Here is a 20066-nt window from a genome sequence, read left to right on the forward strand (position 1 = left end):
ACCGGAAAGGTGCGATCACGGGAGGAACTACCAGGGCCGGCCACGTTGCCGGCTCGCACGATAAGGTAGAACGCGCACAAGGGAGGAAATCATTATGCGCAAGTTAGTGACCAGCGTACTTGCTGGTATCGGCTTAACGCTTGCCTGCGGAACGTCCGTTTACGCGCAGGAAAAGTCACTCACCATCTTCTGGGCTGAATGGGATCCCGCAAACTATCTGCAGGAACTCGGCAACGAGTACGAGAAGCAAACCGGCGTCAAGATCACGGTGGAAACCACCCCGTGGGCCGATTTCCAGACCAAGGCCTTCACCGAGTTCAACGCCAAGGGCAGCGCCTATGACCTGGTCGTCGGCGACTCGCAATGGCTTGGTGCCGCCTCCGAGGGCGGTCACTATGTCGACCTCACGGACTTCGTCAAAGAGAACCAGGTTCTCGACAAGATGGCTCCGGCGACGGTCAAGTTCTACTCCGAATATCCCGGCAACAGCGGCAAATACTGGTCTATCCCGGCCGAGGGCGACGCAGTGGGCTGGGCCTACCGCAAGGACTGGTTCGAGGACCCGAAGGAAATGGAAGCGTTCAAGGCCAAGTATGGCTACGAACTTGCCGTTCCCAAGACCTTCAAGGAAATGACCGACATCGCGGAGTTCTTCAATAGGCCCGACCAGAACCGCTACGGCATCGCCATCTACACCCAGAACCAGTATGACGGCCTGGCGATGGGCTTCGAGAACGCGCTGTTCTCGTATGGCGGTGAGCTCGGCGACTTCGGCACTTACAAGGTCGACGGCATCATCAACTCGGACAAGGCGGTAGCCGCGGCAGAAAACTACCGCAAGCTGTTCGGCTTCACGCCTCCGGGCTGGACCAACGCCTTTTTCGTCGAGAACAACCAGGCCATCACCGAAGGCCTGGCGGCGATGAGCATGAACTACTTCGCCTTCTTCCCCTCGTTGATCAACGAGGCGTCGAACCCGCATGCCAAGAACACCGGCTTCTTCGCCAACCCGGCAGGTCCAGGTGGTGAGCAATTCGCCGCGCTCGGCGGCCAGGGCATTTCCGTCGTCTCCTATTCCAACAACAAGGAAGAGGCGATGAAATTCCTGAAGTGGTTCATCCAGGACGATACGCAGAAGAAGTGGGCAGCCCTCGGCGGCTACACCTGCAACAAGGCCGTGCTGGAATCGGCCGAGTTCCAGAACGCCACGCCCTACAACAAGGCCTTCTACGACACGATGTTCAAGGTCAAGGACTTCTGGGCGGTGCCGGAATATGCGGAACTGCTGCAGCAGCTCAACCAGCGTGTCTATCCGTACATCGTAAATGGCGATGGTACGGCCAAGGAAATGCTGGATGCGCTGGCGAAGGATTGGGACGCCACGTTCAAGAAATACGGCCGCGGCCAATAACCGACATGTAGTGCGGAGGAGGCCCGTGCCTCCTCCGTTTTCTTTTTCAGGAATGGGAGCAGGTCTTGGCGACCACAATGATCACACCGCTGAATACCTCCTCCAGAGCCGCCTCTCGCGGCCTCAGCGACATTTCGATACGCAACCTCTTCATCATCCCGACGATCGTGTTCCTGATCGTCTTCAACATCTTTCCGCTGATCTATTCGCTCGGCTATTCCTTCACCGACTTCCGCGCGTCGACCAATGCGCCGGCCAATTTCGTCGGACTGAAGAACTATCGCGAACTCCTCAGCGACCCTTATATCTGGAACAATTTCGCGGTGACCGCGAAATACGTCATCGTCTCGGTCGTCGGTCAGGTTGTCGTCGGCTTTGGAACGGCGATGCTGCTCAATCGCACCATTCCGCTCAAGGGCCTGATCACGACATTGCTGCTCTTGCCGATGATGCTTTCGATGGCGGTGGTCGGCCTGTTCTGGAAACTGCTCTACGATCCGTCCTGGGGTGTCATCAACTACGTGCTCGACCTCGGCAAATTCCAATGGCTCGGCGATCCGAAGATGGCGCTCTACGCGGTCGCGTTCACAGACATCTGGATGTGGTCGCCCTTCGTCATGCTGTTGTCGCTCGCCGGGCTTTCGGCGGTGCCGAAGCATCTTTATGAAGCTGCCGCGATCGACCGCGCCGGGCCGTTCTATACCTTCTTCCGCATCACGCTGCCGCTGGTCGCGCCGATCCTGATGATCGCGGTCATCTTCCGCACCATGGAAGCCTTCAAGACTTTCGATCTTGCCTATGTGCTCTCGACGCAGCCGAGCACCGAGGTGATTTCCATCCGTCTCTACAAGATGGCTTTCCAGGAATGGCAGACAGGGCGCTCCTGCGCGCTTGCCTATATCGTGCTGATCATGGTGCTGGCGATCACCAACATCTATGTGAAATACCTCAACAAAGTTAAGGAGCGCTGAGATGGCGGCCGTCCAGACTTCGGGTGAACGGGCGCTCAACAAGGTCGCTATTGTCGCCGTCCTTTTGGTGACGATCATCTTCCTGGCGCCGATCTACTGGATCGTGGCGACCTCGTTCAAGCCACGCAACCTGGCCACGACGATCCCGCCGACCGTGATGTTCGAGCCGACCATCTCGCCTTTCGTCAAACTTTTCACAAAGCGCTCACAGTTGCGCAGCCCGCCGTCGGCTGAAGAATATGCCGCCGCCCCGTGGTGGGAGCGCGTCGTGTTCGACGGCGGCGAGAAGATCGTGCGCGACGGCAAGGGCCAGGTGCAATGGTCGGGATATCCGAGCCGCTTCCTGAACTCGCTCATCATCGCCATCACCTCGACGGTGTTGGCGGTCGGCATGGGGACATTCACCGCCTATGGCTTCTCGCGCTTCAAGGTGAAAGGGGAGGCGGACCTGCTCTTCTTCATCCTGTCGACGCGCATGTTGCCGGCGGTGGTGGTCGCCATTCCGATGTTCCTGATGTACCGGGCAGTCGGGCTCAACGACACGCATCTGGGCCTGATCATTCTCTACACCGCCTTCAACCTGTCCTTCTCCGTGTGGCTGATGAAGGGTTTCATGGACGAGATCCCGAAGGAGTATGAGGAGGCAGCGCTTGTCGACGGCTACACGCGCATGGAGGCGTTCTTCAAGATCGTGCTGCCGGAGGCCGCCACGGGCATCGCCGCCACCGCCGTGTTCTGTTTCATCACCGCGTGGAACGAATACGCCTTTGCGCTGATCATGACCAACCGCCGCGCCCAGACCGCGCCTCCTTTCATCCCGAGCCAGGTCGGTTCGGGCCTGCCGGACTGGACGGTGATCGCCTCCGGAACCTTCCTGTTCCTGCTGCCGGTCGCCATCTTCACCTTCCTGCTTCGCAACCATCTGTTGCGCGGCATGTCCTTCGGAGCGATCCGCAAATGAGTTTTCGCGCCATCAACCAGAAATACCTCGAGCCCGGATCGCAGATCCTGATGGTGCTCGGCATCATCGCGCTCTGCCAGCCCTGGAGCATGCTGCTGCACACCTATGGCCTGACCATCATCCTGATCGGACTCGTCGGCTTCAACGTAACCTCCAAGATCGCGCCCGAGGAAAAGGCCGGCACCGGCCAGGTGCGCAATCCGGGAGCACAGCATTGACCCAAATCGAGCTTCGCGGCGTCCAGAAATTCTTCGGCGCCGTCCAGGTCATCAAGGACCTTAACCTCAAGATCGCCGACAACGAGTTCATCGTGCTGCTCGGCCAGTCGGGCTGCGGCAAGACGACAACGCTGCGCGCCATCGCCGGGCTGGAAACCATCGACGAGGGCGACATCTTCATCGACGGCAAGCCGGTACAGCATTTGAAGGCCGCCGACCGCGACATCGCCATGGTGTTCCAGTCGTTCTCGCTCTATCCGCATATGAGCGTCTACGAGAACATCGCCTTCCCCTTGCGTGCCACGCGCAAGAGCAAGACGGAGATCGACAGCGAGGTTCGCTCCGTGGCCAAGACGCTGCAGATCACCGATCTGCTGGACAAGAAGCCGTCGGCCCTCTCGGGTGGCGACATGCAGCGCGTCGCCATCGGCCGGGCGCTGGTGCGGCGGCCGAAGGCCATGCTGATGGACGAGCCGATCGGCGCGCTCGACGCCAAGCTGCGCGAGGAGATGCGCGCGGAAATCAAGCGGCTGCACATCAAGCAGGGCTCGACCACCATCTATGTCACGCACGACCAGATCGAGGCCATGAGCCTGGCCGACCGCATCGTCATCATGCACGCAGGCGTCTTGCAGCAGGTCGGCACGCCGGACGAGGTCTATTCGCAGCCGGCAAATCTGTTCGTGGCGCAATTCGTCGGCAGCCCGGTGATGAATGTCACCGATGCCGCAGTCGCCGAGACCGGATCCGCGGTCTCGGTAACGGTCGGCGGCGCGGCTTCCGGCTTCGAATTTCCGCAGGCATTGCTGTCGAAGCTCAACGGCCATGCCGGGCGGCAGCTCGCGCTGGGCATCCGCCCGGAGGGCGTGCTCATTCGGCGCGAGGCAACCGAGGGCTTCGTGCCTGTCGACACGCATATCGTCGAGCCGCTCGGCTCCTTCGACATCGTCGATCTCAAGGTGGGAACCGAGTTGCTGCGGGCCCGCACCAAGAGCGGCTTCGTTGCCGGACCCGGTGAAAGGGTCTTCGCCAGGATCGACCCGACCCAGGCGCACTTCTTCGACAAGGCAAGCGGCAAGTCGCTTGAGGTGAGACTCTGATGGCCCATATCCAGCTCAAGAACATCTCGAAGACCTTCGGCAACCACACTGCGCTCACCGGGCTCGATCTCGATATTGCCGATGGCGAGTTCTTCGTGCTGCTGGGCGAGACGGGCGCCGGCAAGACGACGACGCTGCGGCTTATCGCCGGCCTGGAAAAGCCGAGCGAAGGCCAGGTCTTCATCGACGGCGTCGACGTCGCCGACTGGGGTGCGGCCGAGCGTGACGTGGCGCTGGTGCTGCAGCAATACTCGCTTTATCCGCGCTACACGGTGCGCGAAAATCTAGAATTCCCGCTCAAGCCGAAAATCCGCCGGCTGCCCGACGCCGAGATCAAGGATCGCGTCGACCGTGCCGCCCGTACGCTGCGGATCGAGCATCTGCTCGACCGCAAGACGGATCGGCTGTCCGGCGGCGAGATGCAGCGCGTCTCGATCGGCCGCGCCATCGTGCGCAAGCCGCGTGTGTTCCTGATGGACGAGCCGCTGTCGGCGCTCGACGCAAAGCTGCGCGAGGCGCTGCGGACTGAACTGAAGAACCTGCAGATGCAGCTCGGCGCCACCTTCCTGTTCGTCACCCACGACCAGATCGAGGCGATGTCGATGGGCGACAAGGTGGGCGTGCTCAACCATGGCCGCATCGTCCAGACCGGTACGCCGCACGAGATCTACAACAACCCGCGCGACACCTATGTGGCAAGCTTCGTCGGCTCGCCGCCGATGAACCTCATCGACGGCAAGCTTGTGAACGGCCGCGCGGTGATGGCTCCGTTGAACTTCGAACTGCCTTTTTCGCAGGGCGCCAAGACTTTTGGGGGGCTAAAGGCGGGTGCGGCGACCGACGGTCGCCCGCTCGTCTTCGGCATTCGTCCCGAGGACGTCTATCTCGAGAGCGGCGCGCCGGTCGAGGCGCGCGTCCACGACGTCGAGAACCACGGCGTCGAAAAGATCCTGACGCTGCGCGTCGGCGACGCGACGCTGCGTGCCACCGTGCCGGCCAGGACCGACGTCGCCATCGAGCAGGCGGTGCGCTTTGCCTGGAACCCCGACAAGGTGGTGCTGTTCGACAAGGGCAGCGGCGTCAGCTTGCGACACGCCTCATAGGCTGCATCCCAGCCTATTTCTGGAAGTAGGTTTCGTAGGGCGTGTCGTTGATCAGCAGGATCACGCATTCCGTGTCGGAGACGCAGGCGTCGTCATGCATCTCATCGGCCTTCTGGGTCCAATAGGATCCAGGAGGCAGTTCGACCTTGGTCGCCTCGCCGCCATCCATCTGCCAGTGCGCCCACAGCCCCTTTATGACCACCGCGCGATAATCCGCGGTGTGCGCATGGACCGGTGCACGCCAGTTGCCGGGAACCTTCAGCAACGTGCCTGCCGGGCCCTTGGCCCGCTCGCCCCACAATGGGCCAAGACGATGCGGCTGGTCGGGTACTTCCGCCACATAGGGGATCTTGTCGGCCGGCAGGTAGCTGTCCTCGAGGGCAAAGGCGCGCCCGGGAACCGCAAGCATGACGGCGAGTGCGATGACCTTCGGATGATTTGGCATTGGTTCTCCTCTTCGGACCGACTGGCCGCCGGCCTCTCGCTGCTTGGTTCTGGCAAGCTATTGCATGCGGGTGGCCCGGCAATGGCATTGCGTCCGGAAGGCTTGGCAATTCATCCAGACCCGGCAATTCATCCAGACCCGGCAATCCGCGGCCGCGGATCCGGGATCGCCTCAGCGGTTTCCGGAGGTACCGTCGACAGTGCGCAGGTGGCTGGGCGCGATGCCTATGATGCGCTTGAACGCCCGGCTGAACGACGCTTCGGAATCGTAACCCAGTCTGGCGGCGACCACTGATACCCGCATCCGATCGTCGATCAGCCATTGCCGCGCCTGGTGCATGCGTATGCGGGCGACATATCTCGCCGGTGTTTCGCCGACGATGGCCGTGAAGCGTTCGGCGAAGGCCGATCGCGAGGCGCCCATTTCGCGCGCGAGCGCTTCGACGGTCCAGTTCCTGTCGGGTTGCAGATGAATGGCGGCAAGTACGCGGCCGATGTCGCGATCCTTGATCGCCGCGATCCAGCCTCTGGTGTCGCCGCCACTGTTTTCTACCCAGGAACGGATGATGCTTGCAGCCAGCACGTCGGCCAGTCGCGCCAGCATGCCGCCAGAGCCGGCCCGGTTCATGGTGATTTCGGCGGCCATGGCTTCCAGCAGATGCGGAATACCTGGCTCGCCAGCCATCAATTCCTTGGCGCGCATCATGTCCGGCATCATGCCCAGCAAGGGGTGCGACCCGTCCAGGTTGAAGTGCATGCTGCCGCAAAACAGCAAGGTTTTCGGGCCGTGGCCGCCGTTGGAGACATTGAAGACATTGTCCTGCAAAGGCTCGACAGTGTAGCTTTCGATCGGCACGGCCGGAATGCCAGGCGCGCTGGCAACGACATGCTCGGCACCGCGCGGCAAGAGCAATGCATCGCCGGGTGTCAGCTCAATCCATTCCCCGGCTGGCGAAAACAGCCAACATTGGCGGCGGCCGATAAAGTGAAACCTTGCTGCCTTCTGGGCAGGAAACAACACGGCCCATGGGTCTGAAAGTTCGCAGCGGCCATAGTCGACGCCATCAAGCCGCAATCCGCGCAAGATGTCGGTTAGCGGACCGTCCGAGGCCGGGAAGGCAGTCTTGGGCGAGGTGAAAACCATGCTGATTTCTCTAGCCTGGAATCACCAGTCCGTCACGGCCTCCATGCGTCAGCTCAGGGGCAACAAACTCGGGCCAACGGGTTCCTCCGCCGGGGCGTCGGCTGACGTAGCATCAAACGCAAAACCCACCTGTGCGGCGGGTCACTGGCGCAAATCAGCACCATGGGCAAAAATGTAGCATAGCTGAGGTCACCGAGTCAAGAAAAAATTCCTATCGCGAAAAGCTGCCGGCAAAAAAACTGCCGGGACCGCCGAACTGGGTGCTGCCTTTGTCAAGCTGAGTTCGGAACCCTGTGCGTCAGCTGGCCTGGCGGATATCGGCCTGTTCCTCGGCCCGGAGATGGCTGGGCGCCGAGCCGATGACGCGCTTGAAGGCGCGGCTGAAGGCGGCGTCCGATTCATAGCCGAGACGCGCCGCAACGACGGAGATCTTAATCCGGTCGCGGACCAGCCATTGCCGTGCCTGATGCATTCTGACCTGGGTGACATATTTTGCCGGGGTTTCGCCGACGATGGTGGCGAAGCGATCGGCAAATCCCGATCGCGAGGCGCCCATCATCCTGGCCAGCGACTCGACCGTCCAGTCATGGTTTGGCTCGAGATGGATGGCGGCCAGCACGCGGCCGATTTCCGGGTCCCTGACGGCGGCGATCCAGCCGGAGGCGTCGCCGCAGCCGCGCTCGACCCATGAGCGGATGACGGTGGCGGCCAGTACGTCGGCCAGCCGCGCCAGGATGCCGCCGGAGCCGACGCGCTCCATCGTCACCTCACGCTCCATCGATTCCAGCAGATGCGGAATGCCGGGCTCATAGGCTTCCAACTCATGCGTGCGCATCACATCCGGCATCATGCCGAGCAGGGGGTGCAGGCCATCGAGATTGAAGTACATGCTGCCGCAAAACAACAGGGTTCCCGGCCGGCAGCATTCCGACATGCCTTCGTTCGACGTGCAGTAGACGTCCTTGCAGACCTCCTCGACTTCGTAGCCGTGGATCGGCCAAGCCTGGGCGCCGGGCTCGCTGGCCAGCACGTGCGCCGCACCGCGCGGCAGCAGCACCGCGTCGCCTGCCTTGAGTTCCACCCATTCGCCGGATGGCTGCTTCAGCCAGCAGCCTTTGCGGCCGATGAAATGAAACCGCGCCGCTGGCTGGGCTGGAAACTGAATGCCCCAGGGTTCCTTCAGTTCGAAGCGGCCGTATTCGACGCCATCGAGGCGCAAGCCACGCAAAATGTCGGTGAGCGGGTCGCCAGTGATCGGAATTTTGGACGAATTGTCAAGCATGATGGGGTTTCTAGCATGGAAGCTCCAGGTGGTCACTCCCTATGTTGCGTTGCAGCCAAATGCTGCGCTGCAAAACAACTCGGAGACTGACCATGGCCGAACAGGCGACAGGCGTCATCGACGCCACACTTTTGAACCCTGCGGACTCCGACGAACGAACCGAGCCGGCCTGGGGCGCCGTTGTTTCGCTGGCACTTGGTGTTTTTGGCCTCGTCACCGCTGAATTTCTCCCCGCCAGCCTGCTGACGCCGATGGCGCGTGATCTCGGCGTCAGCGAAGGCGTGGCCGGACAGGCGGTGACGGCAACCGCGATCGTCGGAGCCATTGCCGCACCCACCATGGCCATCATCACCAGGCGTATGGATCGCAGGCTGGTGATGTGGATGCTGACCGTATTCCTGATCCTGTCCAATCTTCTGGCCACCTTTGCCTCATCGCTGCCCGTGCTTCTGCTTGCCCGTGTCGTGCTCGGCGTAGCACTTGGCGGCTTCTGGGCGATGTCGGCAGCGATGGCGCTGCGGCTGGTGCCGATGCGATTGATGCCGCGCGCCATGTCGATCATCCTGACCGGCGTCTCGCTGGCGACCGTCTGCGCGGCGCCGGTCGGCGCTTACGTTGGTGACATCTGGGGCTGGCGCACGGCATTCATGATTGCGACCGTCGTCGCCGCCCTGGCGCTGCTGGTGCAGCTGGCCACCATTCCGAAATTGCCCCCCGTGGGTGTTGCAAGCTTCCGCACCTTGCTCGACGTGCTGAAGCGTCCGTCGATCAGGGTGGCGCTGCTGGTCGTGCTGCTGGTCGCTTCTGGACACTTTGCCGGCTTCACCTATGTCCGTCCCTTCCTCGAGAAGGTCCCCGTGCTCGACATCGAGACGATCTCGCTGGTGCTGCTGGCCTATGGCATTGGCGGTTTCTTCGGCAATGTCGCCGGCGGTATCCTGGCCGAGCGCAGCCTCAAGGCAGCCGTTGCGCTGGCGCCGTTGCTGATCGCACTGGCCGCCGCCTCGATGCTGGGTTTCGGGGCTTCGCCGACGATCGCCGCTGCCGCCGTCGCGGTCTGGGGCTTTGCTTTCGGCGCGGTGCCGGTCGGGCTGCAGAGCTGGCTGGTGCGGGCCGCGCCCGATCAGGCCGAAAGCGCCGGCGGGCTGATGGTGGCGACGTTCCAGGTGGCGATTGCGCTCGGCGCAGTCTTCGGCGGTCTGCTGGTCGACCATACCGGCGTGGCCAGCGCCTTCGCCTATTGCGGCGCGGCGACACTGCTGGCGGCCATCGTGGTGTTCCTGCGCGGCCCGAAGCGCGCCGAGTAGCCTGGACGCGATCAGGCTTCCCTGACACTGCGCGTCGGCCTGAGAACTGTCACGGTTCTCGGGCCGCTGCCGTTGTGATGGCAGGGGCGAACAAACTCAGGCCGACCGCCCGTCGAAATCGAAAACCGACAGGGTCGAGGGGTCGAGATCGGCCACGCAGTTGATGTTGATGTAGGCACTGCGTTCGCTGCCTTCGCGGACATCCTCCGCAAAGGGATGGATGCCGCAGGCCCGGCAGAACCGGTGCGCGATGGCATGATTGCCGAATGTGTAGGTGCCGAGATCGTCGCCCCAGGCCAGGACCTGCAAGGTCCCGTGCGGGATGGCACACAACAGGGCGCCCTTGCGCGAGCAGATCGAGCAATTGCACCGCAAGGCGCCCGTCAGTTCGGCCTTGAATTCGAAGGCGACCTTGCCGCAGTGGCAGCTGCCTTTGTAGAGCATCGGATTTTCCTCGCATTAGACAGGGTGCAAAACCGCCTGCGCCGGGTTAAGTCTCGGCAAGCCATGCCCCAAGGACGTTCAAGGCGTTCGGAGTCCGACACCGAAAATGCAATCCGTTCGTGATCATCTGGAAACCATTCTCGCGCGCCTCGCCGCCCGTGCCGGCGAAGAGCGCGTGTTCACGAAGCTCTATGCCGAAGCCGCACGGGCCGCGGCTGATGCCAGCGATGCCCGCAAGCGGGCAAGTGTGACGCTAGGGCCGCTCGACGGCACCATCGTCTCGATCAAGGATTTGTTCGATGTCGCCGGCGAGCCAACCACGGCTGGCTCGCTGATGCTTAGGACCGCAGCACCTCCGCTGCGCGATGCCGTGATCGTCAGCCGGCTGCGGCAAGCCGGCGCGGTCATTATCGGCAAGACCAACATGACCGAATTCGCCTTCACCGCGATCGGCGACAACCAGCACTATGGCACGCCCGGCAATGCCGTGGACACCAGCCGCATTCCGGGCGGTTCATCCTCAGGCGCCGGCGTCTCGGTCGGTGAGGCGACGAGCGAAATATCGATCGGTTCCGACACCGGCGGTTCGATACGCATTCCGGCTTCACTCAACGGTGTCGTCGGCTTCAAGCCGACTGCGCGGCGCGTGCCTCTTGCCGGCGCGTTCCCGCTGTCCGCCACGCTGGACTCGATCGGTCCGCTTGCCCGAACCGTCGCCCAATGTGCCGCCGCCGACGCCGTAATGGCCGGTGAAGTGCCGACCGCGCTGACGCCGATTGCCCTTGCAGGGCTTCGCGTCGGCATTCCGCGCGGCATTCTTTTCGAAGAGATGGAAGACGAGGTGGCGACCGCGTTCGACCGCTGCCTTGGCAAGATCGAACAGACGGGCGCGCGGATCGCGGGCTTATCGATCGATGATCTGCTTGCCGATTTGCGGGCCGCCACCAAGCATGGCTCGATTGCTGCCATGGAAGGGGCCGAAGTGCATGCCGACTGGCTGGCGGCTGGGGCTTCGGTGCCGGTCGACCCGCATGTCAGCGGACCTTTGTCGCGGGCGGCAATGCTGCCGACGCCTGTCTACATCAGGGCAATGCGCCGCCGCACAGCGCTCGTTGCCGCCATGGACGAGCGGCTGGCATCGGTCGATGTGCTGGCTCTGCCGACCACGCCGGTGACGGCGCCGACCATCGTTTCGATGTCTGACGATGCCGAGTTGCGCGACCGCACCGAAGGCCTGCTGCTGCGCAACACGCAGGTCGCCAACCAGTTCGATCTCTGCGCAATCTCGCTGCCGATGCCGGGCACTCCGCTGCCCGCCGGATTGATGCTGGTGGCGCGCAACGGGCATGACCGGCGCCTGCTGCGGATTGCGGCTGAAGTGGAGCGGCTGCTTGGCGCGTGACCAGGGCTGAACCGACTATTAATGCGACGAACAGTGCTTGCGTTCGCTGTCCTTGGCGGTGCGTACGATACTGGTCGCGACCAGCCAGGGCAGATTGTACTCCTTGCCGGTGATCGACTGGGTGCGTTGCTCGAGCGAGCCCCTGACGACGATCTTTCCGGCATAAAGCGCGTCGGAAAGATCGGTTATCGCCTTGTCGGCCCGAGGCAATCCGCTGGGGTCGATCGACACGCCCTTGATGATCGTCCCGGTGGCAAGGTCGAGTGCGCTGTTGGATGGGCAGGGCGCCTTGAAGCAGCGCAGCCCGTTGTCACAATAGACATAGCTGCTTTCGGCCGCGAATGACGGCATGGCGCAGAGCGAACACACGACGGCTACCAGGGATGCGAGGCGTGGATCGGACATGGCTCTCAACGTCGCGGAGAATTGGGGCGAAACCGCGATGTGTTACAGGCTCGCCGGAAACCGCCGCCGGTAGTGATCGACCACTTCCGGATTGCGCAGATTGACCGGCAGCTTGCCCGCCAGCACCAGCAAGGCTTCACCCGCCGCGCCGACGCCCATGCGCATCATCGATTCTTCGGTGATCCCGGCCATGTGCGGCGTGATGATGACATTGTCGAAGCCGAAATAGGGATGGTTCGACGGCAGCGGCTGCGTGGCAAAAACGTCGAGCGCGGCACCGCCGATACGGCGTTTCTGCAACGCCTCGATCAGCGCGTCGTCGTCGATGACCGGTCCGCGCGACACGTTGATCAGCAGCGCCTGCGGCTTCATGCGGGCGATCCGCTCACGGTTGATCAGGCCGCGCGTTTCCGGGGTCAGCGGACAGCACAGCACGATGATGTCGCTCTGCTCGACCAGCGCGTCGATCGACAGGAAGCCGACCTTGTCCGGCGCCGGCTGCATGCTGCGCGTCGTTGCCACCACCTTCAAGTCGAAGCCGTGCGCGGCGATATGGCCGACCGCCTGGCCGACGGCACCAAGGCCGACGATGCCGATCGTCTTGCCGGCAAGCTCGCTGTTGGCATTGGCATGCTCGCGGCCGGCGAGCCAGCCTTTGGTGCGCAGGTCGCGGTCGACGACGCGGAAGTTGCGAAGCAAGGCAAGGGCCACGAACATGACGTGCTCGGCAACCGAGCGGGCATTGACCGCCGGCACGTTCGCCACCAGCACGCCGGCGGTGGTCGCTGCTTCCATGGGGATCATGTCGAGCCCGGCGCCATGACGGATTGCCGCCCGCAGCAGCTTTGCGCCGTCGAAAAGCTGTGGTGGCAGCGACGCGCGCACGATGACGATGTCGGCATTTTTAGCCTCGGCGGCCAGCGTGGCCGGATCGATGGCGGAGGCGACGACGAGTTCGCCGGCGCCTGAGAGCATGGCCGAGGCGCGCGGGTGCAGGGCGTGGGTCGTGAGGATACGGGCCATGTCGATCAGGCTCTTTCGAGCGCCGGGCTTTGCGGCTCCTCGCCATGGCCCTCGATCAGGCCTTTCCAGTAGCTCTCAGCCCCTTGAAGATGGGCGCTCATCAGCGCCTGGGCGAGATTGCCGTCGCGGCGCAGCAGCGCCTCATAGATCTGGATATGCTCGGCATGCGAGCGCAGGTTGCGCTCGGGGTCGTTGAAATAGATCGGCAGGCGCTGCTCGCCCATCATGTAGTAGACGCTGCAGACATTGTGGAAGACGCTGTTCTTGGTGGCGCGCACGATTTCGAGGTGGAATTCGCGGTCTTCCCTGGCAAGCCCTTCGCCGGCGGCGATGCGCTCTTCCGAAGCCTTCAGGATTTCGCGCAGCCGCTCGAAATTCTCCTCCGTGGCACGCGAACAGGCAAGTTCGGCCGCCTTGATCTCGTGGATCTTGCGCAGTTCGACCGTCTCGTAGATCTGGATCGGGTCGAGCGGCAGGCCTGCGCGGGCAAAAAGCGCCATGGCCTCCACACTGGCCTGCTTGGTGTCGATGTAGATACCGGACTTGGCCCGGCGCTCGACGATGCGCATGGCCTCCAGGATGGCCAGCGCCTCGCGGATCTGACCGCGGCTGACGGCGAAATGCTCCGCCAGTTCGCGTTCCGAAGGCGTTCGGCCGCTCTCCTTGTCCGAATGGGAGAACAGGTAGGCAGCGAGTTCTGCGAGGAGGTTCTTTTCTTTCATCGTCAACCGCGTTGCGCGTGCGCCTCCAGGAACCGCTCCGAAATGGTGAATCCCAGACCCGGTTTTTCCGGGATCGCTATCATACCGTCCCTGGCTTCGACAGTCTCTTCGACCAGATCATGGATCATCGGGTTGGCGCCAAGCGAATATTCGACGGTGAAACTCGACGGCGAGGCGGCGCAGACATGCAAGCCTGCGAAAAAACAGGGCGCGCCGGCCCACAAATGGGGTGCAAAGCGCAAATTGAAGGCGCTGGCGATGGTGCCGATCTTCATCGCCTCGCTGATGCCGCCGCAGAAAGCGGGATCAGGCTGGAAGATGTCGGCGGCTTTGAGCACGGCAAGGTCGCGGAAGGCATAGCGTGTCGCCTCGCTTTCGCCGGTGGCGATCGGGACGGCACCTGACGCCCGCACTTCAGCCATGCCGGGCTTGTCGTCAGCGATAATAGGTTCCTCGAACCAGGCGAGGTCCAAATCGTTGACAAGGTGGATGAAGCGCTTGGCCTCGGCCACCGTGTAGGTGCCGTGCGCGTCGACCATCAGTTCGACATCGGGGCCGAGCGCCTGCCGTGCGGCCCGCACGCGGGTGGCGGAAATGTGTGCCGCGCCATCCATGGCGCCAACGCGCATCTTCAGTGCCTTGAAACCGCCCTTGGCGATATAGGACTTCAACTGCTCGCCGATGGCGTCGGCGGCCGCCCAGCCGCCGGACGCATAGGCCGGCATGCGATCGAGCTTGCGGCCGCCGAGCAGCCGCCAGACCGGAACGCCAAGCGATTTGCCAAGAATGTCCCACAGCGCGATGTCGACGGCGCTGATGGCGGCGATGCTCATGCCGCGCCGCGCCAGTTGCGGCATGGCGTGGCCGCCACGCGCGGCGCTGTCGTGGCGCACGCCATTGTAGAGCATCTCCCATATGACGCCGATGTCGGCCGGATCGCGGCCGACCAGTTGCGGCCCGACCTCATGGTTCAGCATGTGGACGAGCGCACCGTAGCTGCCGGCACTGCCAGCGGCGTTCTTGCCTTCGCCCCAGCCGACCAGCCCGTCATCGGTCTCGATGCGCAGGATGGCGGCGTCGAAGGTCGTCACCTGACCGAAGTCGCTGCGGTGCTGCCGAGCGGCTTCGATCGGAACGCGGATCCACCAGGCTTGGACGGACTTGATGCGCATATTCTTCCCCAGCCCCGCCGCCGGTCAGGGCGGAAGGGCGAATTTCCCAGAGGCAGTCGGCTACTTGATCAGCGGCAGCAACGTCTCGGCGTTGATGCGCATCTGGTCGGTGTAGAATTTCTCGGTGAGCACGCTGGAGCCGTGGTCCTGGATGAACTTCAGCTGCTCGGGCGAGATGTCGACCGGATTGCGCTCGACCATGTCGGGATAGGGGGCTGCCGGCGTCCGGTCGACGGGCGCGACGAACTCATTGGTCAGCGCGCCATCGTAGCCGATCTCGCGCAAGGTGGCGACGATCTTCGGCCAGTCGATCTGGCCGAGGCCGGCGGCAAACCGGTTGTTGTCGGCGACATGGAAGTCGAACAGGCGCTTTCCGGCCTGCCGGATCGCGTCATAGACGTTAAATTCTTCCATGTGGATGTGATAGGCATCGAGGCAGACGCCGCATTCGGGGCTGACCGCGTCGGCCAGAGCGAGTGCCTGGGCGCCGCGATTGAACAGATAGGTCTCGAAGCGGTTGAGCGGCTCTACCGCGATCTTGACGCCGACCTTCTTGGCGTGGGTGAAGCATTCACGGGTGGCGTCGACGACCCACTTCCATTCCTCTTCTTCGGTCCCGTCAGGCACAACCTTGCCGACGGTCGCCGGAACCAGCGTGATGATCTCGCCATCGAGTTCGCTGACCATGGTCAGCACGTCCTTGACATATTGAACGGAACGCTCGCGCTGGCCCTGGTTCCTGGCGGCAAGGTTGCGCTCGCCCAGCATCAGGGTCACCGCGCCCCAGCAGCGAATACCATGCTCCTTCAGCAGCGCCCGGGTCTCCTTGGTCTTGTACTGCTCGGGCTCGCCGGAAATCTCGATCGACTCATAGCCGAATTTCTTGATGCGCTTGAGCGTCGTCTCCAAGGGTTCCGCGCGCATCCAGTTGTGCGTCGAAAGATGCATGGTCTGTCCTTCCCAAATCGTCTCTATGGTTCGCCTGCGACATGCATCGCCAAAAGGCGACACAAAGGTTCCTCCCCAAGGCGTTCCCAGCCTTTTCTCGCAAACTGGTTCGACCAATTGGGCCTGAAGCGAGGTCTACAGCAAATTCTCTAAATCGGCAAGAAGCGCTGGGATGCAACTTTCGCTGTGGATTATTTGCTTGATTATATTGAGATATATAGGCCTGCACCGGGTGATTTTGGGGTCTTGGTGGCGCATTGCATGGCTTGACCAAATTTCCACATTTGGTAATACCAGAATGGCGGTGCGTGCAAGCACCCGTTGAGAAAAGACCAAAGTGGCTGGCCCTGTTTCCAATCGGCGCTATGCTCGGTCGAGAGAAATGAGGGAGGATGCCGATGCCGACGACAATGAAGGGCCCTGGGCTGTTTCTGGCGCAGTTCGCGGGCGACGCCGCGCCGTTCAACTCACTGGCGTCGATCACCAAATGGGCGGCCGGTCTCGGCTACAAGGGCGTGCAGATCCCGACCTGGGACGCGCGGCTGTTCGACCTCAAGAAGGCGGCTTCCTCCAAGGCCTATTGCGATGAGGTGAAGGGCATCTGCGCGGATGCCGGCGTCGAGATCACCGAACTGTCGACGCATCTGCAGGGGCAACTGGTGGCGGTGCATCCTGCCTATGACGCGCAGTTCGACGGCTTTGCGCCGGCTTCAGTGCACAACAATCCCAAGGCGCGGCAAAAATGGGCGGTCGAACAGATGGAGTTCGGGGCCAAGGCCTCGAAGAACCTTGGCCTCAAGGCCTCGGTCAGCTTCTCGGGAGCGCTGGCCTTTCCCTACCTCTACCCCTGGCCGCAGCGGCCGGCCGGGCTGATCGAGGAAGCGTTCGCGGAGCTCGGCAAGCGCTGGAAGCCGATCCTCGATGTCTATGAGGATAATGGCGTCGATATAGGCTACGAGATTCATCCCGGCGAAGACGTGTTCGACGGCGCCACCTTCGAGATGTTCCTCGATGCGGTCGGCGGCCACAAGCGCTGCAACATCAATTACGATCCGTCGCATTTCCTGCTGCAGCAGCTCGACTATCTCGAATTCATCGACATCTATCACGAGCGCATCAAGGCGTTCCACGTCAAGGACGCCGAGTTCAACCCGACCGGCCGGCAAGGCGTCTATTCCGGCTATCAGAGCTGGACCAACCGTGCCGGCCGCTTCCGTTCGCTGGGCGACGGACAGGTGGATTTCGGCGGCATCTTCTCCAAGCTGACCCAGTACAATTATGATTCCTGGGCGGTGCTGGAGTGGGAGTGCTGCCTGAAGCATCCGGAGGACGGCGCGGCCGAGGGCGCGCCTTTCATCGAGCATCACATCATCCGGGTGACGGAAAAGGCATTCGACGACTTCGCCGGCGGCGCTACCGACAAGAAGTTGCTGCGCGCCATGATGGGAATCTAGCTCGACTTTCCCTCCCCCCTCGCGGGGAGGGTGGCCTGAAGGGCCGGGAGGGGTCGGTTCATGCCGAGCTCTACGTCCGGCAACCCCACCCGATCCGCTGCACGGATCGACCTCCCCTCAAGGGAGGTGAGACAACGAGGGAGAAAGACATGGTCGGCGCATCAAAGTCGGAAACGGGAGGCGGCCCGATCCGCTACGGCATGGTCGGCGGCGGGCAAGGTGCCTTCATCGGCGCGGTGCATCGGATCGCGGCGCGGCTGGACAACGACTTCGTGCTGGTTGCCGGCGCTTTGTCAGCCGACCCGGCCCGTGCCAAGGCATCAGCGGCCGAACTGGGGCTTGATCCCGCACGCAGCTATGCATCCTATGCCGAGATGGCCATGGCCGAGGCGAAGCGCCCCGACGGCATCGAGGCGGTGGCCATCGTCACGCCCAACAATGTCCATGTGCCGGCGGCAAAAGCCTTCCTCGAGGCCGGCATCCACGTCATCTGCGACAAGCCGCTGGCGACGACGCTCGCCGAAGCAAAAAAGCTTGCGGCGATAGTCGAGAAGACCGGCAAGGTGTTCGTGCTGACGCACAACTACACCGCCTATCCGATGATCCGCCAGGCGCGCGAGATGGTCGCCAAGGGTGTGCTCGGCGACATACGCATCGTGCAGTCCGAATATCCGCAGGACTGGCTGACTGAGGATTTGGCCGCGACAGGTCAGAAGCAGGCGGCGTGGCGCTCCGACCCCAAGCAGGCAGGCGCCGGCGGTGCGCTGGGCGATATCGGCACGCATGCCTACAACCTCGCCCGCTTCGTCTCGGGGCTGGAACTGGACTCCCTGTCGGCCGATCTCGACGCCTTCGTGCCGGGCCGGCTACTCGACGACAACGTCAACGTCATGCTGCGCTTCAAGCCTATCGGCAAGACGCATCCCGCCAAAGGCATGATCTGGGCAAGCCAGGTGGCGCCCGGCCATGAGAACGGGCTGAAACTGCGCATCTACGGTTCGAAGGGTGGGCTGGAATGGGTGCAGGCCGACCCGAACTATCTCTGGTACACGCCGTTCGGCCAGCCGAAACAACTGATCACCCGCAATGGCGCCGGCGCGCTGCCGGTGGCGGGCCGTGTCAGCCGCGTGCCGTCAGGCCATCCCGAGGGCTATCTCGAAGGTTTCGCCAACATCTACCAGGAGGCCGCGCGCGCCATCCGCGCGGCACGCCGCAAGGGCGGCAAGCCGGCCAAGGACGTCGTCTTCCCGACCATCCAGGACGGCGTCGAGGGCATGGCCTTCATCGAGGCCTGCGTGAAGTCGTCGAAGAAGAATGGGGCGTGGACGAAGCTCTGAAATAGAGGCGGTCCGGGGAGCCAAGGGGAGGGAGTGTCGATGAAAATCGGCATGTGCATGTTCTTGTGGACGACGGCCGTGTCGAAGAAACACGAGCCGCTGCTGCGCGACATCAAGGCGACCGGCTTCGATGGCGTCGAGATACCGATCTTCGCCGGCGCGCCGGACGACTATAAAAAACTCGGCGATCTGCTCGACCGCATCGGGCTGGAGCGGACCGCTGTTTCGGCCATGGGCGATCCGGCGATGAATTTGATCTCGGCCGACGCGGCGACGCGCAAGGCCGGTGTCGACTACATGAAATGGGCGATCGACTGCGCGCAGGCACTTGGCGCCGACACGCTGAGTGGCCCGCTGCATTCGACGCTCGGCGCCTTTTCCGGCTCCGGACCGACCGCTGCCGAGAAAAAGCGCTCCGTCGCCTCGCAGCGGGCGATCGGCGACCATGCCGGCAACAAGGGCGTCACCATCGGGCTCGAGGCGCTGAACCGCTTCGAATGCTATCTCCTCAACACGATGGCGGATCTGTCGGAGCATATCGACGCCATCGACCGGCCGCACATCAAGGCGATGTACGACACCTTCCACGCCAATATCGAGGAGGCCGATCCGATCGGCGCCTACACGAAACACCGCCGGAATGTCGCGCATATCCATATTTCGGAGAATGATCGCGGCGTGCCGGGGCGCGGCAACATTGCGTGGAAGGAAACATTCTCGGCCATCCGCAAGAGCGGCTATAACGACTGGCTGACGATCGAAGCGTTCGGCCGTTCGCTGAAAGATTTGGCGGCGGCGACCAAGGTGTGGCGCGATTTTTCCGAGACACCGGAAGCGGTCTATCGGGAAGGGTATAGGCATATCAAAAATGGGTGGAAGAAGGCGGCGTAGGCGCCTTCCTTATAGTGGGACTGAGCGAAGCCGCCCAACACCTGCCGCCGCGTTCCTTCACACCCCCCTCTGTCCTGCCGGACATCTCCCCCGCAAGGGGGGAGATTGGCGGTTCCGCTGGCGGCGCCTTCCTTCCAACGCTGGAGACTAGCGAAGGCCGACGGACATCTGATCTCCCCCCTTGCGGGGGAGATGTCCGGCAGGACAGAGGGGGGTGCTGTCCCGCCGGCTTCTCATGAGACGGCAGCCGGCGCCTACCCCTGCTCAGTCTGGATCCTGTTGTAGTCGTGGATGGTCTGGCTCAGCCGGCGGCGCAGGAAGTTGGAG

General features: G+C 62.9%; 20 protein-coding genes. 11 read left to right on the forward strand and 9 right to left on the reverse strand.

Annotation, left to right across the window (positions count from 1 at the left end):
• Positions 1-94 precede the first annotated feature (94 nt).
• The 6 genes from NKI66_RS30585 (at position 95) to NKI66_RS30610 (ending at position 5764) form a co-directional block, all read left to right on the forward strand.
• Complete coding sequence (locus NKI66_RS30585) at positions 95-1411, forward strand: ABC transporter substrate-binding protein (RefSeq protein ID WP_127293507.1); 1317 nt, start codon at positions 95-97, stop codon at positions 1409-1411.
• A 65-nt stretch (positions 1412-1476) separates the two neighbouring features.
• Positions 1477-2382: a carbohydrate ABC transporter permease gene (locus tag NKI66_RS30590; protein ID WP_013529495.1), complete on the forward strand. Its 906-nt coding sequence runs from the start codon at positions 1477-1479 to the stop codon at positions 2380-2382.
• A 1-nt stretch (position 2383) separates the two neighbouring features.
• The gene (locus tag NKI66_RS30595) at positions 2384-3343 is read left to right on the forward strand and encodes a carbohydrate ABC transporter permease (RefSeq protein ID WP_013529496.1); all 960 of its coding nucleotides are present in this window, start codon (positions 2384-2386) and stop codon (positions 3341-3343) included.
• Positions 3340-3561 (forward strand): hypothetical protein, encoded by a 222-nt coding sequence (locus NKI66_RS30600; RefSeq protein WP_127293505.1) that lies wholly within the window; start codon positions 3340-3342, stop codon positions 3559-3561. The genes NKI66_RS30595 and NKI66_RS30600 overlap by 4 nt, the downstream gene beginning before the upstream one ends.
• Entirely contained in the window at positions 3558-4661 is a 1104-nt protein-coding gene (locus NKI66_RS30605) for an ABC transporter ATP-binding protein (protein ID WP_023812449.1), read from the forward strand. The genes NKI66_RS30600 and NKI66_RS30605 overlap by 4 nt, the downstream gene beginning before the upstream one ends.
• A complete protein-coding gene (locus tag NKI66_RS30610; RefSeq protein WP_128304526.1) occupies positions 4661-5764 on the forward strand; it encodes an ABC transporter ATP-binding protein in 1104 nt (367 codons plus the stop codon). The genes NKI66_RS30605 and NKI66_RS30610 overlap by 1 nt, the downstream gene beginning before the upstream one ends.
• A 13-nt stretch (positions 5765-5777) precedes the next feature.
• On the opposite strand, the gene NKI66_RS30615 is transcribed toward NKI66_RS30610, so the two are convergent.
• From NKI66_RS30615 to NKI66_RS30625, 3 genes are all read right to left on the reverse strand, one after another.
• Positions 5778-6209 (reverse strand): DUF4437 domain-containing protein, encoded by a 432-nt coding sequence (locus NKI66_RS30615; RefSeq protein WP_127293503.1) that lies wholly within the window; start codon positions 6207-6209, stop codon positions 5778-5780.
• Between the two features lie 171 nt (positions 6210-6380).
• The gene (locus tag NKI66_RS30620; protein ID WP_352612888.1) at positions 6381-7352 is read right to left on the reverse strand and encodes an AraC family transcriptional regulator; all 972 of its coding nucleotides are present in this window, start codon (positions 7350-7352) and stop codon (positions 6381-6383) included.
• Positions 7353-7650: 298 nt separating this feature from the next.
• Positions 7651-8634 carry an AraC family transcriptional regulator gene (locus NKI66_RS30625; RefSeq protein ID WP_352612890.1) on the reverse strand — a complete coding sequence of 328 codons (984 nt, stop codon included), beginning with the start codon at positions 8632-8634 and terminating at the stop codon, positions 7651-7653.
• Positions 8635-8726: 92 nt separating this feature from the next.
• Here NKI66_RS30625 and NKI66_RS30630 point away from each other — a divergent pair, with 92 nt between their 5' ends.
• A complete protein-coding gene (locus NKI66_RS30630) occupies positions 8727-9941 on the forward strand; it encodes an MFS transporter (RefSeq protein WP_128304523.1) in 1215 nt (404 codons plus the stop codon).
• Positions 9942-10037: 96 nt separating this feature from the next.
• On the opposite strand, the gene NKI66_RS30635 is transcribed toward NKI66_RS30630, so the two are convergent.
• Positions 10038-10385 (reverse strand): GFA family protein, encoded by a 348-nt coding sequence (locus NKI66_RS30635; protein ID WP_023812455.1) that lies wholly within the window; start codon positions 10383-10385, stop codon positions 10038-10040.
• A 106-nt stretch (positions 10386-10491) separates the two neighbouring features.
• Between NKI66_RS30635 and NKI66_RS30640 the strand changes: the two genes are divergently transcribed.
• Entirely contained in the window at positions 10492-11787 is a 1296-nt protein-coding gene (locus tag NKI66_RS30640) for an amidase (RefSeq protein WP_352723238.1), read from the forward strand.
• 18 nt (positions 11788-11805) lie between these two features.
• Here the strand turns inward: NKI66_RS30640 and NKI66_RS30645 are convergent, their stop codons facing one another.
• The 5 genes from NKI66_RS30645 to NKI66_RS30665 are packed head-to-tail and all read right to left on the reverse strand — an operon-like array spanning position 11806 to position 16057.
• Complete coding sequence (locus tag NKI66_RS30645) at positions 11806-12192, reverse strand: hypothetical protein (RefSeq protein WP_352723236.1); 387 nt, start codon at positions 12190-12192, stop codon at positions 11806-11808.
• Positions 12193-12234: 42 nt separating this feature from the next.
• A complete protein-coding gene (locus NKI66_RS30650) occupies positions 12235-13215 on the reverse strand; it encodes a hydroxyacid dehydrogenase (protein WP_352723235.1) in 981 nt (326 codons plus the stop codon).
• 5 nt (positions 13216-13220) lie between these two features.
• Positions 13221-13937, reverse strand: coding sequence for a FadR/GntR family transcriptional regulator (locus tag NKI66_RS30655; protein ID WP_023812459.1), 717 nt, complete (start codon positions 13935-13937; stop codon positions 13221-13223).
• Between the two features lie 2 nt (positions 13938-13939).
• Positions 13940-15109 (reverse strand): mandelate racemase/muconate lactonizing enzyme family protein, encoded by a 1170-nt coding sequence (locus tag NKI66_RS30660; protein WP_023812460.1) that lies wholly within the window; start codon positions 15107-15109, stop codon positions 13940-13942.
• A gap of 60 nt (positions 15110-15169) precedes the next feature.
• On the reverse strand, positions 15170-16057 hold the full coding sequence (locus tag NKI66_RS30665) for a sugar phosphate isomerase/epimerase family protein (RefSeq protein ID WP_023812461.1): 888 nt from the start codon (positions 16055-16057) through the stop codon (positions 15170-15172).
• Positions 16058-16455: 398 nt separating this feature from the next.
• Here NKI66_RS30665 and NKI66_RS30670 point away from each other — a divergent pair, with 398 nt between their 5' ends.
• From NKI66_RS30670 to NKI66_RS30680, 3 genes are all read left to right on the forward strand, one after another.
• The gene (locus tag NKI66_RS30670) at positions 16456-17511 is read left to right on the forward strand and encodes a sugar phosphate isomerase/epimerase family protein (protein ID WP_023812462.1); all 1056 of its coding nucleotides are present in this window, start codon (positions 16456-16458) and stop codon (positions 17509-17511) included.
• A 149-nt stretch (positions 17512-17660) separates the two neighbouring features.
• Positions 17661-18848, forward strand: coding sequence for a Gfo/Idh/MocA family protein (locus tag NKI66_RS30675; protein ID WP_023812463.1), 1188 nt, complete (start codon positions 17661-17663; stop codon positions 18846-18848).
• Between the two features lie 39 nt (positions 18849-18887).
• On the forward strand, positions 18888-19739 hold the full coding sequence (locus NKI66_RS30680; RefSeq protein ID WP_023812464.1) for a sugar phosphate isomerase/epimerase family protein: 852 nt from the start codon (positions 18888-18890) through the stop codon (positions 19737-19739).
• The last annotated feature ends 327 nt before the right edge of the window (positions 19740-20066 follow it).

Source organism: Mesorhizobium sp. M0518, assembly GCF_040321125.1.
Taxonomy (GTDB): Bacteria; Pseudomonadota; Alphaproteobacteria; order Rhizobiales; family Rhizobiaceae; genus Mesorhizobium.

What these genes read in the sequence shown, in the direction of transcription:
- NKI66_RS30585 (WP_127293507.1), top strand. Translation starts at nt 95, where the DNA reads ATGCGCAAGTTAGTGACCAGCGTACTTGCTGGTATCGGCTTAACGCTT.
- NKI66_RS30595 (WP_013529496.1), top strand. Translation starts at nt 2,384, where the DNA reads ATGGCGGCCGTCCAGACTTCGGGTGAACGGGCGCTCAACAAGGTCGCT.
- NKI66_RS30600 (WP_127293505.1), top strand. Translation starts at nt 3,340, where the DNA reads ATGAGTTTTCGCGCCATCAACCAGAAATACCTCGAGCCCGGATCGCAG.
- NKI66_RS30610 (WP_128304526.1), top strand. Translation starts at nt 4,661, where the DNA reads ATGGCCCATATCCAGCTCAAGAACATCTCGAAGACCTTCGGCAACCAC.
- NKI66_RS30615 (WP_127293503.1), bottom strand. Translation starts at nt 6,209, where the DNA reads ATGCCAAATCATCCGAAGGTCATCGCACTCGCCGTCATGCTTGCGGTT.
- NKI66_RS30620 (WP_352612888.1), bottom strand. Translation starts at nt 7,352, where the DNA reads ATGGTTTTCACCTCGCCCAAGACTGCCTTCCCGGCCTCGGACGGTCCG.
- NKI66_RS30625 (WP_352612890.1), bottom strand. Translation starts at nt 8,634, where the DNA reads ATGCTTGACAATTCGTCCAAAATTCCGATCACTGGCGACCCGCTCACC.
- NKI66_RS30630 (WP_128304523.1), top strand. Translation starts at nt 8,727, where the DNA reads ATGGCCGAACAGGCGACAGGCGTCATCGACGCCACACTTTTGAACCCT.
- NKI66_RS30635 (WP_023812455.1), bottom strand. Translation starts at nt 10,385, where the DNA reads ATGCTCTACAAAGGCAGCTGCCACTGCGGCAAGGTCGCCTTCGAATTC.
- NKI66_RS30640 (WP_352723238.1), top strand. Translation starts at nt 10,492, where the DNA reads ATGCAATCCGTTCGTGATCATCTGGAAACCATTCTCGCGCGCCTCGCC.
- NKI66_RS30645 (WP_352723236.1), bottom strand. Translation starts at nt 12,192, where the DNA reads ATGTCCGATCCACGCCTCGCATCCCTGGTAGCCGTCGTGTGTTCGCTC.
- NKI66_RS30650 (WP_352723235.1), bottom strand. Translation starts at nt 13,215, where the DNA reads ATGGCCCGTATCCTCACGACCCACGCCCTGCACCCGCGCGCCTCGGCC.
- NKI66_RS30655 (WP_023812459.1), bottom strand. Translation starts at nt 13,937, where the DNA reads ATGAAAGAAAAGAACCTCCTCGCAGAACTCGCTGCCTACCTGTTCTCC.
- NKI66_RS30660 (WP_023812460.1), bottom strand. Translation starts at nt 15,109, where the DNA reads ATGCGCATCAAGTCCGTCCAAGCCTGGTGGATCCGCGTTCCGATCGAA.
- NKI66_RS30665 (WP_023812461.1), bottom strand. Translation starts at nt 16,057, where the DNA reads ATGCATCTTTCGACGCACAACTGGATGCGCGCGGAACCCTTGGAGACG.
- NKI66_RS30670 (WP_023812462.1), top strand. Translation starts at nt 16,456, where the DNA reads ATGCCGACGACAATGAAGGGCCCTGGGCTGTTTCTGGCGCAGTTCGCG.
- NKI66_RS30675 (WP_023812463.1), top strand. Translation starts at nt 17,661, where the DNA reads ATGGTCGGCGCATCAAAGTCGGAAACGGGAGGCGGCCCGATCCGCTAC.
- NKI66_RS30680 (WP_023812464.1), top strand. Translation starts at nt 18,888, where the DNA reads ATGAAAATCGGCATGTGCATGTTCTTGTGGACGACGGCCGTGTCGAAG.